This is a genomic window from Hyphomonas sp. CACIAM 19H1 (assembly GCF_003325995.1).
GTDB classification, from domain to species: domain Bacteria; phylum Pseudomonadota; class Alphaproteobacteria; order Caulobacterales; family Hyphomonadaceae; genus Hyphomonas; species Hyphomonas polymorpha.
Map to the genome: position 1 here is coordinate 3,087,821 of NZ_CP016437.1, position 15,017 is coordinate 3,102,837.

15 protein-coding genes are annotated in these 15,017 nt (G+C 63.1%); 8 read left to right on the forward strand and 7 right to left on the reverse strand.

The features are described from left to right. Positions 1-33 precede the first annotated feature (33 nt). From BBF93_RS14370 to BBF93_RS14405, 8 genes are all read left to right on the forward strand, one after another. Positions 34-2,328: a TonB-dependent receptor gene (locus tag BBF93_RS14370; RefSeq protein WP_162786581.1), complete on the forward strand. Its 2,295-nt coding sequence runs from the start codon at positions 34-36 to the stop codon at positions 2,326-2,328. Continuing rightward, a complete protein-coding gene (locus tag BBF93_RS14375) occupies positions 2,328-3,254 on the forward strand; it encodes an alpha/beta fold hydrolase (RefSeq protein ID WP_114106375.1) in 927 nt (308 codons plus the stop codon). The genes BBF93_RS14370 and BBF93_RS14375 overlap by 1 nt, the downstream gene beginning before the upstream one ends. Further along, positions 3,251-4,639 (forward strand): aspartate aminotransferase family protein, encoded by a 1,389-nt coding sequence (locus BBF93_RS14380; RefSeq protein WP_114106376.1) that lies wholly within the window; start codon positions 3,251-3,253, stop codon positions 4,637-4,639. Before BBF93_RS14375 ends, BBF93_RS14380 begins: the two co-directional genes overlap by 4 nt. Next, positions 4,632-5,960, forward strand: coding sequence for an aspartate aminotransferase family protein (locus tag BBF93_RS14385; protein WP_162786582.1), 1,329 nt, complete (start codon positions 4,632-4,634; stop codon positions 5,958-5,960). The genes BBF93_RS14380 and BBF93_RS14385 overlap by 8 nt, the downstream gene beginning before the upstream one ends. Next, positions 5,957-7,375 carry a coniferyl aldehyde dehydrogenase gene (locus BBF93_RS14390; RefSeq protein WP_233349143.1) on the forward strand — a complete coding sequence of 473 codons (1,419 nt, stop codon included), beginning with the start codon at positions 5,957-5,959 and terminating at the stop codon, positions 7,373-7,375. The genes BBF93_RS14385 and BBF93_RS14390 overlap by 4 nt, the downstream gene beginning before the upstream one ends. A 23-nt stretch (positions 7,376-7,398) precedes the next feature. Then, a complete protein-coding gene (locus tag BBF93_RS14395; protein WP_114106378.1) occupies positions 7,399-8,265 on the forward strand; it encodes an SDR family NAD(P)-dependent oxidoreductase in 867 nt (288 codons plus the stop codon). 77 nt (positions 8,266-8,342) lie between these two features. Next, entirely contained in the window at positions 8,343-9,275 is a 933-nt protein-coding gene (locus BBF93_RS14400) for a LysR family transcriptional regulator (RefSeq protein WP_114106379.1), read from the forward strand. An 11-nt stretch (positions 9,276-9,286) separates the two neighbouring features. Next, positions 9,287-9,592: a hypothetical protein gene (locus BBF93_RS14405; protein ID WP_233349144.1), complete on the forward strand. Its 306-nt coding sequence runs from the start codon at positions 9,287-9,289 to the stop codon at positions 9,590-9,592. 3 nt (positions 9,593-9,595) lie between these two features. On the opposite strand, the gene BBF93_RS14410 is transcribed toward BBF93_RS14405, so the two are convergent. The 7 genes from BBF93_RS14410 to trbJ are packed head-to-tail and all read right to left on the reverse strand — an operon-like array spanning position 9,596 to position 15,016. Further along, positions 9,596-9,823 carry a DUF2274 domain-containing protein gene (locus tag BBF93_RS14410; RefSeq protein WP_114106380.1) on the reverse strand — a complete coding sequence of 76 codons (228 nt, stop codon included), beginning with the start codon at positions 9,821-9,823 and terminating at the stop codon, positions 9,596-9,598. Then, positions 9,820-11,037 (reverse strand): TrbI/VirB10 family protein, encoded by a 1,218-nt coding sequence (locus BBF93_RS14415; RefSeq protein WP_233349145.1) that lies wholly within the window; start codon positions 11,035-11,037, stop codon positions 9,820-9,822. Before BBF93_RS14415 ends, BBF93_RS14410 begins: the two co-directional genes overlap by 4 nt. Further along, positions 11,034-12,065, reverse strand: a complete 1,032-nt coding sequence (gene trbG, locus BBF93_RS14420; RefSeq protein ID WP_114106381.1) for a P-type conjugative transfer protein TrbG — start codon at positions 12,063-12,065, stop codon at positions 11,034-11,036. The genes BBF93_RS14415 and trbG overlap by 4 nt, the downstream gene beginning before the upstream one ends. Further along, a complete protein-coding gene (gene trbF, locus BBF93_RS14425; RefSeq protein ID WP_114106382.1) occupies positions 12,062-12,745 on the reverse strand; it encodes a conjugal transfer protein TrbF in 684 nt (227 codons plus the stop codon). Before trbF ends, trbG begins: the two co-directional genes overlap by 4 nt. A 6-nt stretch (positions 12,746-12,751) precedes the next feature. Then, positions 12,752-14,059, reverse strand: coding sequence for a P-type conjugative transfer protein TrbL (trbL, locus tag BBF93_RS14430; protein WP_114106383.1), 1,308 nt, complete (start codon positions 14,057-14,059; stop codon positions 12,752-12,754). Beyond that, a complete protein-coding gene (gene trbK-alt, locus BBF93_RS14435) occupies positions 14,056-14,301 on the reverse strand; it encodes a putative entry exclusion protein TrbK-alt (protein WP_114106384.1) in 246 nt (81 codons plus the stop codon). The genes trbL and trbK-alt overlap by 4 nt, the downstream gene beginning before the upstream one ends. A gap of 1 nt (position 14,302) precedes the next feature. Next, positions 14,303-15,016, reverse strand: coding sequence for a P-type conjugative transfer protein TrbJ (gene trbJ, locus BBF93_RS14440; protein WP_114106385.1), 714 nt, complete (start codon positions 15,014-15,016; stop codon positions 14,303-14,305). Position 15,017 lies beyond the last annotated feature (1 nt).

A 15,017-nucleotide genomic window follows, 5' to 3' on the forward strand; every position in this document is an offset into this window, starting at 1 on the left:
TTATTCGATAATTATCGTATAAGGGGGTTGGGCATGAGGATCAACGGGAAATCGGGAGAGCGATTTTTAGCCGCGACATCGCTGATCGCTGTGATGACACTGGCCGCACCAGCGTTTGCGCAGACGGCTGAGGCGGATCCGGAGGTCGCATACGACGGCGACATCGTGGTCACCGCACAAAAGCGCGAGCAGCGGCTCAATGATGTGGGGCTGTCCATTTCGGCGGTTACCGGCGATACGCTGCGTGAACGCAATGTGCTCGATGTTGCTCAGCTCGAACAGCTCGCTCCCAACCTTTCCATTGCTCAGCCCAATGGTCCGGGAAATCAGCCAGCAATTTCCTTGCGCGGCGTCGGGCTCAACGATTTCAACTCGAACAACAATGGCCCGATCGCGGTCTATGCTGACGAAGTCTATCGCAGCAGCATCGTCGGCCAGAACTTTGTCCTGTTTGACGTCAACCGCGTCGAAGTGGTCAAGGGGCCGCAGGGCACGCTGTTCGGCCGCAATGCCACGGGCGGTGCAGTCCGGGTAATCTCAAATCGCCCGGAAAGTGCATTTTCCGCCTTCGGGTCGGCAAGCTATGCCAGTTTCGACACCAGCCGCTTCGATGCCACGATCAATCTGCCGATCAGCGACAATATCGCTTTTCGCGCTGCGGGGGTGACCACGCGATCGGATGGATATATTCGCAATGTTGCCGATGGAACGCGCGCGGCGGGCTATGATTACACCAGCTGGCGCGCGCAATTGTTGCTTGAGCCTTCGAGCAGCTTCGACGTCCTGCTGTCTGCCGAAGGCGCGCATGTCCGCAATGGTGCTGCTGGATTCACTTTTCAGGGGCTTCTTGACGCAACGGGAGCACGCTGCCCGAATGCAGCTATTCTCTCGGGAGCGTGCGGCAACGCGCTGGGTTACACCGGCGAGAATGGCTTTTTTGAAACGAATGCCAATACCATCGGATCGACACGGCGCGATTCCTATCTGTTGTCCGGCGTCGCGACGCTCGATCTCGGTAGTGTCACCATCACGTCGGTCACTGGCTATGAAGATGTGAATTCGGTCAAACTCGAAGATACCGACAGCTCGCCCTTGTCGATTCTCGACGTGCAGTTCGGAGTCAAAAGCCAGACTTTCAGCCAGGAACTGCGTGGTTCTTATACCAGCGATACGACGAATGCGACATTCGGCGCATTTTATCTGACCGAAAACCTCGTTCAGGATCAGACCGCCGATGTGTTCCGTGAATTGCGGCCATTGCTGATCAGCATCGCTCCGGTCGGCTTCCCCGGCGGGTTCAATCCGACCGGAGCGGTAACCGGTGCGCCAACTTTATTTGCGCGTTTCAACAACGATCAGGATACCGAAACCTTCGCGCTGTTCGGCCAGGTTGAGCAGAATCTGACAGAGCGCCTGAGGCTGATCGGCGGCCTGCGCTATACCAACGAACGCCGCGATTTCCTGACGATCGCGACGCTTGAGGAGCCCGGCTTTGCCGTCCCGCTCTACACAACGCCGCTGCGCGTCCGGTCCAGCAACGTCACGTTCAAGGCCGGGCTGGAATTCCGGCCGCAGGACAACCAGTTGCTGTACGCCAGCGTTTCCACAGGATTCAAAAGTGGTGGGTTTAATGGTGGCTTTCTGCTCGATCCGGCTCAGGTCGTCCCTTTCCGGGATGAGCGGCTGACAGCTTATGAAGCAGGCGCGAAGCTGACCCTGTTCGATCGGTTGCTGCAATTCAACGCCGCAGCATTCTATTATGACTATAGCGACATTCAGGTGTTCAGCTTCATCAACAGCGGCAACCTTCCAGTCACGATTTTGTCGAACGCGGGTGATGCGCGAATTTACGGCTTTGAGGCCGAAGCTACGTTGCGTCCGGCCGAGGGGCTGAGCGTCAACGCGTCGCTTGGCCTGATCGACACCAAATTCACCCGCTTCACCGTCGATCCCACATTGGGCGGCGCTGATTTCACCGGCAACCGGCTGGCGTTGGCTCCGGCGATGAGCCTGAGCGGTTCGATCAGCTATGAACGGCCGATCAGCAGCAACCTCAGTATGCGCGGCAGCGTCGATGGGTCTTATCAGTCACGGATCTTCTTTGATCCGTCGAACGACCCGCTTTTGTCGCAGCCGGGCTATGCGCTCGTTAATGCATCATTGTCGGTCGGGGCCCAAGATGACCGTTGGCGTCTGACAGGCTTTGCCAGAAATCTGTTTGATCGCCGTTATATCTCTTACGCGATCGATTTCAGCTCGTTCGGCTTCAACCAGCGCGTAACCGGCGTCCCGCAGCAATTCGGCATCCAGCTTGATGTGCGGTTCTGATGCAGGCCGAACCGACGATTTCCGAATCCTGGCGTCGGCGCCCTGGACCGATGGGGCTGGCGCACGAATCCGAGCGATTCTATGCCGAGGTGAACGGCGTTGGCTATCACGGTTACGACAGCGGCGGGTCGGGGCAGACGATGCTGTTCCTGCACGGCTGGCCCGACGACAGCTCGCTATGGCGCCATCAGTATGCCGCCGCGAGCGGGGCCGGTTACCGGGCGATTGCGCTCGACTGGATCGGGCATGGCGCGAGCGAGCGCGTCACTGACTTTGCCCGCTATGACCGGACATTGTTGTCGAGTGACCTGGCGGCGCTGGGGGACCGGTTCAACTGGGGACGGGTCCACTGCGTCGCCCATGATTATGGCGCGGTGGTCGGCTGGCAATATTGCACAATCCATCCAGACCTGGTCCGCAGCTATTGCGCGCTGTCGGTCGGGCATCCCGTCGCTATCGTCAAATACCCGACGATCGCCAACAGCATCAAAAGCTGGTTCCTCATCTACAATTCGCTTCCGTTCGCGGTGCGCGGTTACAAAGCCCGCAACGCGGCCTTCTTCCGCTGGGCGATGCGTCAGCACCCGGATCAGGCGCAAGTTGTAGCCTTGCTCCAGTCAGATGACGCGCCTGCCTATATCCGGGCATGGGAACTGGGTAATCCGATTGGGCCGCTGCTGCGTGAAAGCCTGACCAAATCTGTATCGCAGTTTTCAAAACTTCGCGCACCGACGCGCGGAATATGGGGCAGCAAGGATTGCTATGCCGATGCCGTGCCGATGCAGAAATCGGCGCAACTGGTCGACAATGCCTTCGATTATGTGCGGCTCGAAGGCCTCGGCCACTGGTTGCAACTCGAAGCGCCCGACATTGTGACGCCATTGATTATCGACTGGGCAACTCAGCATGGAGGTGCGGGAGCATGACCATACAGACCAGCAACTTCGATTATGCCGCGTCGGACAGTGCGCATCATTTTCATCCGGTGTGTAATCCTGCGGAATTGAAAGTGCAGCCCGGGATGCAGATCGTACGCGGCGAAGGATGCTATCTCTTTGACGCAGATGGAAACCGCTATTTCGACGCGATTGCTGGCCTCGCCAGCGTCCCCATCGGCTATTCCAACCCGGAACTTGCCGAAGTGGCGGCCGAGCAGTTGCGCACACTGCCCTATTATCACAGCTTTTTTCACATGGCGAACCAGCCGTCGGCCAAGCTCGCCGCACGGCTTGCGGCGATCACTCCCGCAGGCATCGACAATTTCTTTTTCGGAGCGACCGGGTCCGATGCCGTTGAAACTGCGGTCAAGATCGCGTGGCAATACTGGCAGACCTTGGGCCAGCCCAAAAAGCGCATCGTTCTGGCCCGCGAACACGCTTATCACGGCAACACCATTTTCGCGTCCTCACTCACGGGCATCGGCCACTATCACCATGGTTTCGGCATCGTGCCCGATGCACAGGCGCATGTTCGCGCGCCCTATGCCTTGCACGAACCCGAAGGCCAAAACCCTGCTTTTGGGCACATAGCAGCGCAGTGGCTAGAAGAACGAATTGCTGTAATGGGGTCTGAAAACATTGCTGCCTTCATTGGCGAGCCCGTGCAAGGGACAGGCGGCGGCATTTATCCGCCAGCAGACTATTGGCCAAAAATTCGCGAGATTTGCAACCGGCACGACATCCTGCTGATCGCCGATGAAGTGATGACGGGGTTTGGACGGCTTGGTCATTGGTTCGGGCAGCAGCATTTCGGATTCATTGCCGACTTGATGACAATGTCAAAGGGTTTGACCTCTTCCTATTTGCCGATGTCAGCAACCGGCGTTCACGACCGCGTCATGAGCGTGCTGGTTAAATCAGGCGAATATTTCGTTCATGGCTTTACATGCTCAGCCCATCCCACCTGTGCTGCTCTGGCGCTCGCCAATCTCGACATCTTCGAGCGCGACAATCTGGTCGAGCGGGTGCGGGACGACATCGGCCCTCATTTCCAGCGCGGATTGAGAGCGGCGTTTGGTCTGCATCAGGCCGTCGCCGAAGTGCGTGGCGGCGGGTTGATGCTGGGGGTCGAGCTGAACCGCGCACGCTTTGCCGGAGCGCCGGATGCCGATCCTAACGATTTAGCCGCCCCGATCGTCATTGCGATGCTGCAACGCGGCTTCATCATGCGCAGCACCGGATCGACACTGATGATCTCGCCCCCGCTGATCGTGACCCATGCGGAGGCCGACACCTTCATCGCCGCACTGCGTCTGGCGGTCGATGAATTCGATGCGGCCCATGCGTCAGCCCCGGAGCCCCTTCATGGATGACAGCGCCCCCATCTCTATCGATCGCAAACAGTTTCTTACACTGGCCGGCGGTTCAGCGGTCGCAGCCGCGCTTGGCGGCGCGTCGCAGGCTGAAGCAATCCCAAGGCGGCAGAGGCTATCAGTGGCACCGCTGAGCGAAATTGAGCGCGAGCATCGCCGCCGCCTTGGCAGCCCGCAGGTCGACGTGCTGCAAATGGTCGGGCTGAAGATGGTGTATGGTGAACGGACCGGCGGCCGGGTGCGCGACGCGCATAGCGGGCGCTGGTATTGGGACTGTCACCGGCTCGGCTCGACCTATAATCTTGGCCATCGCCATCCGCGCGTGCTCAGCGCGTTGCGCGATGCCGTTGATCAGCTCGATCTGGGCAATTTCATGCTCCTGTCAGGCGAGCGCACACGCACCGCCGCAAAGCTCGCTGCAACGACCGCCGAGGAACTGCCGCGCACGGTGTTCACCGTCAGCGGGGCCGAGGCCAACGAAGTGGCGATGAAGGCGGCACGATGCTTCACAAAACGGCGTCGGTTCATCTGTTTCGATGGCGGTTATCACGGTGATACGATGATGACACTGGCCGTGGGCGGGGACGATGACAAGATTGCCGCCTATCAGCTGCAATCGCCCGACATCATCCGCATCCCATTCAATGATCTGGCTGCGGCGCGCGCCGCCATCGACGGCACGGTTGCTGCGCTGATCGGCGAGCCGACGGTTGCACAGCTCGGCTTTCCCGAACCGGTGCCGGGATATTGGTCCGCCCTGGCCGATCATTGCCGCAGCGTCGGCGCGCTGACGATCCTCGACGAAGTGCAAACAGGCGGCAGTGCAACGGGCAGCTTCTGGCACTATCAGCAGCTAGGCTTTACCCCCGACATCCTGGTCAGCGGCAAATGGCCGAGCGGCGGTTATTTCCCTAACAGCTTTGCCCTGATGCGCGGCGACATTCACGATGCGCTGACCGCGGGCGTGTTCATGCCGCATCCCAGCACATTCGGCGGATCGGATATCGGCTCGGTTGTCACCTCGACGGTGATCGACCTGCTCGCTGATCCCGCACTTCAAGCCCGCGTCCGGAGCCTCAGCGCGCGCTTTGCAGCCGGGTTTGCCGGCACGCCGTTCACGCTCAATCGCAACGGCCTTTGCATGGCGTTGATCGACACACGGCGCAGCAATTTTGAATCGGTGGCCCTTCTGGCCGGAGAAGGCGTGTTGACAGTCCCCGCCCTCCACCATCCCCATGCGGTCGAGTTCCGGCCCATTCTGACCATCGGCGATGATGAAGCCGATGCCATCATTGCAGCTGTGCTGAAGGCGATGGCGTGATTGAAACGGTAGCGAAGATCGACGGGATGGAGGACATCCTGATCCGGCAGCGCGCCAGCTTTGCCGCAAGCCCCTATCCGGAACGGGCAGCACGTAGGGCGCATCTGCGCGCCATTGAAAGCCTGATCGACGATCACGGCCCGGCGCTGTGCGAGGCTGTGTCCGCCGATTTCGGTCACCGCCCTGAACAGGAAAGTTGGCTGACCGAATTATTCGTTATCAGGAGCGAGGCCCGGCAAGCGCAGGCGATGTTGGGCCGCTGGATGCGCGAACGCACTGTCTCGACGCCGCTGCATTTTCAGCCCTCACGCGGCTTCATCATGCGCCAGCCGCTCGGCGTCGTCGGCATCATAAGTCCGTGGAATTACCCGATCCAGCTCGCACTCACGCCGATGATCTCGGCGCTGGCTGCGGGCAACCGGGTGATGTTGAAACCCAGCGAGATGACGCCGGTGACATCTGGCCTACTGGCCAAGCTGCTCGCCGAACGGTTCGACGCCGCTCAGGTGGCGGTGGTCGAGGGCGGGGCGGATATCGCTGCGCAATTTTCGCAACTGCGCTTTGACCATCTGTTCTTCACTGGATCGACCGCCGTCGGGCGCAAGGTTGCAATGGCCGCGGCGGCCAATCTGGTCCCCGTCACGCTCGAACTTGGCGGCAAATCGCCCGCGCTGATCGACGCCGATGCCAACATCGATATGGCGGCGGCGCGCATTGCCCACGGCAAGCTACTCAATGCCGGGCAGACCTGCGTCGCCCCCGATTATGCGCTTGTTCCGCGTGCGCTGTGCGAACGCTTCATCGATGCCTATCGCATAGCCGCGCAGACATTTTATCCGGCACCGAGTGTTGCAAGCGATTATTGTGCGGTGCTCAATCAGCATTATCGTGACCGGCTCACTGCGCTGGTGGACAATGCCCGCGCAGGCGGCGCACGCATTGAAACCGTGCTCGAACCAGACGCCTTGCGGGTGGGGCAAATTGCCCCCCTTTTGATCGTCGATCCACCGCTGGACGCCGCAATCATGCAGCAGGAGATCTTTGGCCCACTGCTCCCAGTCATTTGCTATGATGACGAAAAGGAAGCGGTCGCTTTCCTTAACGCGCGCCCTCGCCCGCTGGCGCTCTATTATTTTGGCAGTGATAGTGTGAAGCGAGACGCGATCCTACGTCAAACCCATGCTGGCGGTGTCACCGTCAACGGCACGATCTGGCATATGGCGCAGCCTGATCTTCCCTTTGGCGGCATCGGCGACAGTGGCCTTGGGGCTTATCACGGCAAAGCGGGCTTCTTGCGGTTCTCGCATGAAAAGCCGGTGTTCATCGAACACGCGTTGTCGGCCATGGCGCTGATCCGCCCCCCTTTTGGACCAATGTTCGGTCTCACCCGCAGATTTCTGAAGATCATCGGGTGACAGAGATCGAGAGAGGAAAGTTGATGGCAGAGCTTGCAGGCAAGGTCGCACTTGTCACAGGCGCGGGACGCTCCGACGGCATGGGCTGGGCCGCCGCCCACGCGCTCGCCGACGCGGGTGCCGACATTCTCGTAACCGCTTATGCTCGCCAGCCATTGTCGCATACGCTCGATCTGGGTAGCGTCGCTGTACTGGCGCGCGAAGAACGCAGCGGTGACGACGCGCAGGCCGATCTCGGTCGCCTGTGCGCCGAACTGCGTGCCAAAGGGGTGCGGGCTGAGGCAGCCCCGCTCGACATTCGCAGCCCTGCTGAGGCCGAAGCGGCAGTTGCGCTTGCGCGGGCCAGCTTCGGTCGCCTCGACATCCTCTTCAACAATGCCGGTGTTGCGTTTGGGGCCGGGGCGTTCACGGACCTGACCGACGATCAGTGGAGCGGATCGCTCGACGTCAACATCCGCGGCACGGCCAACGTAATCCGGGCCGCCTTGCCGTTGATGGTCGAAAGTGGTGGCGGGTCGATCATCAACAATGCCTCGATCGCGGGCCAGCGCGCGCTGCCGGGCCTTGCTGCGTATAACACCTCAAAATTCGGGGTCATCGGCCTTACTCAATCGGTTGCGATTGAATTCGGGGGTTTCGGTATTCGCTGCAACGCGATCTGTGCCGGAGCGATCCGTACGCGGCTGGGCGATCTGGAGTATGACTTTATCGCGACGATGGAAGGTATGAGCCGAGACGACGCCATCGCGTCGATCATTCAAAAGATTCCTCTTGGCCGTTTGGGCACTCCTCAAGACGTAGCTGGACTTGTGCTGTTCTTGGCCTCGGCTGCCAGCGGATACATCACCGGCGCCGCCATTCCAATCACTGGCGGACAAGAATTGCTTTAATTTTACCGTTCAGCTGATGAGTTAGACAAAGTCACGGTTCAGCTAACGACGACTGGCAGGTAGAAAGGGATCTGCATTTGTCGTTTGACATCCGCCAGCTTCGTTACGTCCTTGCCGCTGCAGATCACGGCAGCTTCTATCGTGCGGCTCGGGCATTGAACATTGAGCAATCGACGCTGAGCCGGGCCATACTTCGACTGGAACGGACATTAGGGGCGGAATTGTTCATCCGGTCTCGCGCCGGGGTCAGCCTAACGGATGCTGGCGTGCAGTTTTTGCGCGGTGCGAAGACAATGCTGGAAAGTGCGGACCGGATGTTGGAAGCAAGTAGGGCAGCGGGCTCGGGACGCGCGGGTGTTCTTACGATCGGTTTCAACAGCTCGGTTTCTGCCGGTAATCTCCGAGCGACCTTGATAGAGGCAAAGCGAGCAAACCCGGACCTTGCTATCGAAGGAATGGAGGCCAACCGGAGCGCTCTATTTGCCGGCTTGGACAGCGACGCCGTCGATATTGCCATTCTCTTGGGGGAAGTGGATCGCTGTGAATATCTTCATGCCACGTTCTGGAGCGAGCGTGTGTTCGCAGCGCTCGCGGCCGGTCATCCGCTAACGGCCCGCGACATCGTCCATTGGACCGATCTTCGCGACCAGCGGTTCATTCTGCCGGCGGCTGATCCGGGACCAGACATTCGCGATATGCTGCTCGGCAGGCTATGGAAGTCGGGTGCTGATACGAGCATCGCTTTGCATGCTGTCAGCCGTGAAGCCGTCCTGAGCATGATCGGTGAAACGGATTTCCTCTCGATCGTTTGCGAAGGATCTACCGGCACCCACTATCCCAATCTCGCTTATCGACCTGTCCATGGCGAGCAAGGTCCAGCACTGATCAGCTATTCCGGCTATTGGCGCGAGGATAACGGCAACCCGGCGTTGAAGCGGTTTCTCGATCTCGTGCGCAGACGATACGCGCTCTCGTTCGGCCAAAGGGGCGAGGAACACGGGTCGGAATAACTTCCGGAGGAATGATGATGTCACGCTCTATGCTTTTTGCGATCATAATCGCCTTGGTGATCGGCTTCGTCGGCGGTTTTGTGTTGCGGCCCATTCTCTTGCCGCCGCAAGCGGTGACCTCGGCTCTGGCTTCCGAAGCGAACCCCCAGGAAGCACGAGGTGTAGCGTATTTCGTCGCGCATGTTGACGAAGCCCGTAGGGTCGTCGCTGGCTGTCGTGACGGGACCGTGCGGGGCGGCGAATGCACGAATGCAGAGACAGCCGTGACAACGGTCGAATCTAGAGAACGCTTCCGTCGCTTTCGCGAAGACCGCTGATATTCACCCGTCGCTGCGGCTCCGCCGCCCGCGCACAAATCCCCGGTCGCTCGCCATGAACCGGGCCAGCATCGGCGCGATCAGCTTTTCCGGCGTCACTGCCTCGCCACCCGTCTCTGCCGCAAGCGCAGCGGCATAAGCAGCGAGATCGCGGTGGACGGCAGCCGGCAACTCCACCGTCAGCTTGACCGGCCGGTCGTCAGCCAATGGCCCCAGCTTGAGTTTCGTCACCGTGGTCCTCCGATCGGCTCGAGTATGAGATCATGCGTGATGATCACGCGAAGCGGATGTCCCGGCCGGATCGTGAGCGTCGGCTGCACGTTGAGCTCGCGCCCTACGATCTGCTGTCCGGCCTGGTTGATGGTGTCCTGCGGGCCGCGCCGCAGTGCGCGAATGAGGTCATCCTCGCTGTCGGCGCCCAGTTCCACGCCGACACCGAGCAGCATCGAGATCGCGGCAGCTTTGAGAAGACTGCCCCAATGCTGATTGACGCGGTCTTGTAGCCCGGCGAACCCCGCGCCGTCCGCGCCGGGCTGGCGTTCGAGAACGATCGAGCGTCCGTCGGGCATGATGAGCCGGTCCCAGGCGAGCAGCACGCGGGTCTGCCCGGCGGCGACCTCGCTGTCATACTCGCCGATCAGACGCGCGCCCTGCGGGATGAGCAGGATGCGCCCCGTAGGACTGTCATAGACGTTGGCCGTCACCTGCGCGGTGATCTGGCCGGGCAGGTCCGAACGGATGCCGGTAATGAGCGCCGCCGGGATGACGCTGCCGACTTGTACGATGTTGGGCGAAGGAGGCGCAACGAGCCGCTCTACGCTGACCGTGCGCTGGTTGGGCGCCTGCGCCAGGAAGGCGCGCTTGGCGGCTTGGTCGCCGCGGGTGGCTGCCGTTTGCTGTGGCGGCTGGGCGGCCGGGTCGGGCAGCGCGGGCGACGTCGCTGCGGCAGCACCGCCAGCACTAGCGGAGCTGCCGCCGAGGAACACGCCGCTCAAGCGGGCGGCGTCGCGTTCCTGGCTGATGCGCTGGCGCGCCGCTTCTGCCGCTTGCGCGCGCGGATCGGGCTGCCCCGGCTGCGCGCCGACCGGCGGCACCGGCACGTTCTCGCCGCGCTGCTGCGCCGAGACGATCGGACCGCCAAGGTCGCCGGGTAGCGGCGGGCCGAGCTTGGGCACCTGCGCATAATCCCGCGGGCCGGAAGTGATGTTTTCTGCGGCCCCGTTGCTCTCGGTGTTGTAGAGTTCCTGTGCGGCTTTTTCGCCCGCTGGTTGAAGCGCGTAGATTAGCGAGCCGCCGATACCGAGGCCGGCGGCGACACCGACGACAGCGAGCGCCTTGCGCGAAAGGCGCATGACGCGCGGCGGGTCCCCCCGGAGCTGGAAGGCTTGGGGATCGGAGCGCGGCGCCGCCGGTTCTCCGACCGGCGTGTCAACGGCCTCGCTCACGGCCGCCCCCGCCGACGCTGGTTCGTTTCTTCGGCGTCGCGCACGATGCGCACGCGCTGCTCACTGCGCCGGTCGCCGAGGCGCAGTTCGGCGGCGGCGAACAGGCGATCGACCACCATGTAGCGGCCCTGCACGCGATAATTGACCAGCTCGGCGTCGCCGCCAGCGCCGATAACGAACAGCGGCGGCATCTCGCCCTGCGCGATCCCAGCGGGAAACTCGATTAGCACCTGCTTCCCGTCATCGAAGGCGCGGACCGGGCGCCACGCCGCACGGTCGCCCTCAATGCGGTAGCGGAACCTTAGCGCCAATATGTCCACGCCCGCCGCGACCGGCGCGGCGGCTGCAGCGGCGGCATTGGCGCTACGCAGCGCAATGAGCTGGTCCTGCGGATAGGTCCACGACACCGATGCCATGTAAGTCGAGGCCGTCGCCCGCAGCTCAACGTGATAGGTGCGGCGGTCGGTGTTGATGACGAGGTTGGTCGAGAGGTCGGGCCGGGTGGGCTTCACCAAGATATGCACACGCGCGGTCGCGCCGCTGCCGCTCACCGTGTCACCGATGATCCAGCGCACGGTATCGCCCGCAGCGACCGGCCCCGGCCCCACGAGCTGCTCGCCTTCCTGCAAGGCGATGTCCGTCACCTGGCCGGGCGCGGCATAGACCTGATAGAGCGCGCCGTCCGACCACGGATATTGCTGGATCGCGTTGATGAAGCCGTCGCGCACCGGCTGCACGCGCGCGGCGGCGTTGGCTGCCCCGACCCGGCGGCGCGGATCGGCGGGCTCGGCCGGTGGCGCAACCTCGACCACCGGCTTCAACTGGCCCGGCAAGGGAAGCGGCTCGGGGATCGTCACGACCTCAACGGGGCTTGGCGGCTCCGGCGTGAGTGTCGCCGCAATCGCGGGCGGTGGATCGTCATACGTAATGGCCGGCGGCTTCGTGGATGTGGTGGCGCAGCCCGCAAGCGCGGACGCGGAGACGAGAAGCGCCGCGATCGCGACGCGGCGGAGGGCATTGCCGGTCATTGTGACAGCTCCTTCGACCAGTTGAGGGCGTTGACGAAGACGCCGAGCGGGTTCTTGCGCAGGGCGTCGGGGGTGCGCGGTGGCTGCACGACGACGGTGAGGATCGCCGACCACCGCTCGGTCGCGGCGAGACTGCCGTCCTGATAGCGTCGCTCGGTCCAGGCGACGCGGAAGCTGTCGGGCGAGGCCCGAATGACGCTCGAAACCTCCACCGCCACCTGCACCCGTCCGACATTGGCGAACGGGTCGTTGGCGCGCGCATAGTCGTTGAGCGCCAGCGCGCCCTTGTCAGTCGTGAAGTCGTAGGCGCGCAGCCAGTTCTGGCGGACGATGACCGGATCGGCGGGGATGCTGCGCACCTGCTCGATGAAGCGCGCCAGATGAAACGCGATCTGCGGATCGGTGGGGCGGTATCCCGCCTCGGCAGGCGCGACTGCCTGCGCCTCACCGAGCCGATCGACCTCGACTACCCAGGGCACGATATGGCCGCGCGCCGACTGCCAGACGAGGCCGCCGGCGAGCCCGCCGGAGAGTGCGAGCGAACCGAAGAAGGCAAGCCGCCAGTTCTTGGCCTGCACGCGGGCCGAGCCGATGCGGTCGTCCCAGGCCTGTGCGGCGCGCTGATAGGGCGTGACCGGTTCGGGTGTTTGGCCGTAGCGGATCGAGGGTCGTCGGAACATGGGCGGTTAGTCCTTCTGGCTGAGATCGACCGACGCACCGCTTCCCCCGCCGTCGCCGGAGCGCAGCGTATGAGCGGCGATGGTCGCGCCGTGGGTCATGGATTGGCGCTGCTTCATCGCGGCTGCCCATGCGGGCCTTCCGTCTGAGGCAGCGGGATCGGACGGCGCACCGCCCGAGATGGTGCCGCCGCTGGCGGTGACGGCGGCGCGCCCGCCCGAACGATAGCTGTCCTTGAGCGAGGCGGCCGCCTTGCGCAGCGGCGACAGGGCCGCGCCTACCGCCGCCTTGCCGACCGCAGCGGCCCCGCCTGCAACCGCCGCACCGCCGCTCTTTCCGGCCGAACCGAGGGCATAGGCGGTGTTCGCAGCGCCGCTCGCGAACGCCGTGCCGCGTGCCGCACCGGCTACTGCTCCCGCCGCCGCACTGGCGCCGAGCGTCGCGGCGGCAGCGCCGCCCGCGACCACGCCGCCCGCCATCAGCGCGGTGCCGGCCACCGACCCTGCACCGAGCGCCGGACCACCCGAGACGATGCCGTTGGCGATACCGGGGCCGAAGATCGCGAGGCCCAAAAGACAGAGCGAGGCCAATGCGATTGCCATCACTTGTTCGAGATTGGGCTCCGCGCCCACGCCGGCGCTGGTGAACTGGCCGAACAGCGTCGTGCCGATCCCGGTGATGACGGCGAGCACGAGGATCTTGATGCCGCTCGAGACGATGTGGCCGAGCACCCGCTCGGCCATGAAGGCGGTCTTGTTGAAGAAGGCGAAGGGCAGCAGCACGAAGCCTGCAAGCGTCACGAGTTTGAACTCGATCAGCGTCACGAACACCTGGATGGCGATGATGAAGAAGGCGAGGACGACGATGATCCACGCCAGCAGCAGCACCAGGATCTGGACGAAGTTGGTGAACAGCCCGACCGGCCCGAGCAGGTCTTCGGTCGCGGCGAGCAGCGGGTCGGCGGCATCGAGGCCGGTCTCGGCGATCTTGCCGGGCCGCATGAAGTCGGCGATCGACAGCGTACCGCCGCTCGCCTGAAGGCCAAGCCCGGCAAAGCTGTCGAACACGATGGTCGCGAGCGTCCCGAAGTTGCCGATGATGAAAGCGAAGGTGCCGATATAGAGCGTCTTCTTGATCAGGCGCTGGAGCACGTCTTCGTCGGCGCCCCAGGCCCAGAACAGCCCGGCGATGGTAAGATCGATGGCGATCAGTGTGGTCGAAAGGAACGCGACCTCGCCGCCGAGCAGCCCGAACCCGCTGTCAATGTAGCTGGTGAAGACGCTCAGGAAGGTATCGATGACGCCAGTATCGTTCATGGTGTATCGTCCCACCCGAAAAAGTGACGACGCTTGGCTTCCCATGCGGCTTCGCACCCGCTGTCAGGCATGGTGATGGTGCGACAGCGCCGAAGGCCGGCCGCCAGGCGCTGATCGTCAGGTGCCCGCGCGGCGGCAGGGGCCGCGACGGGCCGCTCCGGGCGGGAGACGGTGACGGTTGCTACCGTCACCATCATCCCGGCCAGCGCCGCGACGCCCGCGATCTTGGCGGTCCGGCTCATGTCAGTCGCGCGCACGGAAGCGGCGGAACCGTTCGCGGCTCTCGGCTTCGGTCGCCACCGTCCGCGCCGACTCCAGCGCCTGTGCGCGGCCTTGTGCGGCGACGAGCGCGGTGAGGTCGGCGAGCTGCTGCGCCTGAAGCGCGAGCAGCTGGTTGCCCGCCTGTGCCGCCTGCAGGGCGCCCGTAGCCGACTGGCTCGATGATACCAGTCGGTCCATGACGCCGCGCGCGCCGTCGATGTTGCCGACGACACCGGCCTGGACGCGGAGCGCATCCTCGAACGCCGCGACGCTGTCTTCCCAGCGCGCATTGGCATTGGCGACCATTTGGGCGTGGCTGCCGGTCAGCGCACCGCCGCGATAACGACCATCGAAGGCCTGCTGGACGTTCTGGACGTCATAGGCGATCCGCTTGGCCTCGCCCATCAGCTGCTGGGTGCGCTGCACCTGCTGCTGAAATTGCTCGAGCGAGCTGAACGGCAACGAGGCGAGATTGCGGCTCTCGTTGATCAGGCTCTCGGCCTGCTGCTGGATCTGGGTGATCTGATTGTTGACCTGCTGGAGGGCGCGCGCCGCTTGCAACACGTTCTGGGCGTAGTTGGTCGGATCCTTGACGACCAGTTGCGCGAAGGCGGGCGTCGCGACGCCGACACAGACGACGCTCGACGTCGCGAGGACACCGGCCAGGATGGCACGGCGCAGTGGATGGGTTCTCATG

Excerpts from the sequence above, each read along its gene's own strand:
- BBF93_RS14370 (WP_162786581.1), top strand. The coding sequence starts at position 34 with ATGAGGATCAACGGGAAATCGGGAGAGCGATTTTTAGCCGCGACATCG.
- BBF93_RS14375 (WP_114106375.1), top strand. The coding sequence starts at position 2,328 with ATGCAGGCCGAACCGACGATTTCCGAATCCTGGCGTCGGCGCCCTGGA.
- BBF93_RS14380 (WP_114106376.1), top strand. The coding sequence starts at position 3,251 with ATGACCATACAGACCAGCAACTTCGATTATGCCGCGTCGGACAGTGCG.
- BBF93_RS14385 (WP_162786582.1), top strand. The coding sequence starts at position 4,632 with ATGGATGACAGCGCCCCCATCTCTATCGATCGCAAACAGTTTCTTACA.
- BBF93_RS14395 (WP_114106378.1), top strand. The coding sequence starts at position 7,399 with ATGGCAGAGCTTGCAGGCAAGGTCGCACTTGTCACAGGCGCGGGACGC.
- BBF93_RS14405 (WP_233349144.1), top strand. The coding sequence starts at position 9,287 with ATGATGATGTCACGCTCTATGCTTTTTGCGATCATAATCGCCTTGGTG.
- trbG (WP_114106381.1), bottom strand. The coding sequence starts at position 12,065 with ATGACCGGCAATGCCCTCCGCCGCGTCGCGATCGCGGCGCTTCTCGTC.
- trbF (WP_114106382.1), bottom strand. The coding sequence starts at position 12,745 with ATGTTCCGACGACCCTCGATCCGCTACGGCCAAACACCCGAACCGGTC.
- trbL (WP_114106383.1), bottom strand. The coding sequence starts at position 14,059 with ATGAACGATACTGGCGTCATCGATACCTTCCTGAGCGTCTTCACCAGC.
- trbK-alt (WP_114106384.1), bottom strand. The coding sequence starts at position 14,301 with ATGAGCCGGACCGCCAAGATCGCGGGCGTCGCGGCGCTGGCCGGGATG.
- trbJ (WP_114106385.1), bottom strand. The coding sequence starts at position 15,016 with ATGAGAACCCATCCACTGCGCCGTGCCATCCTGGCCGGTGTCCTCGCG.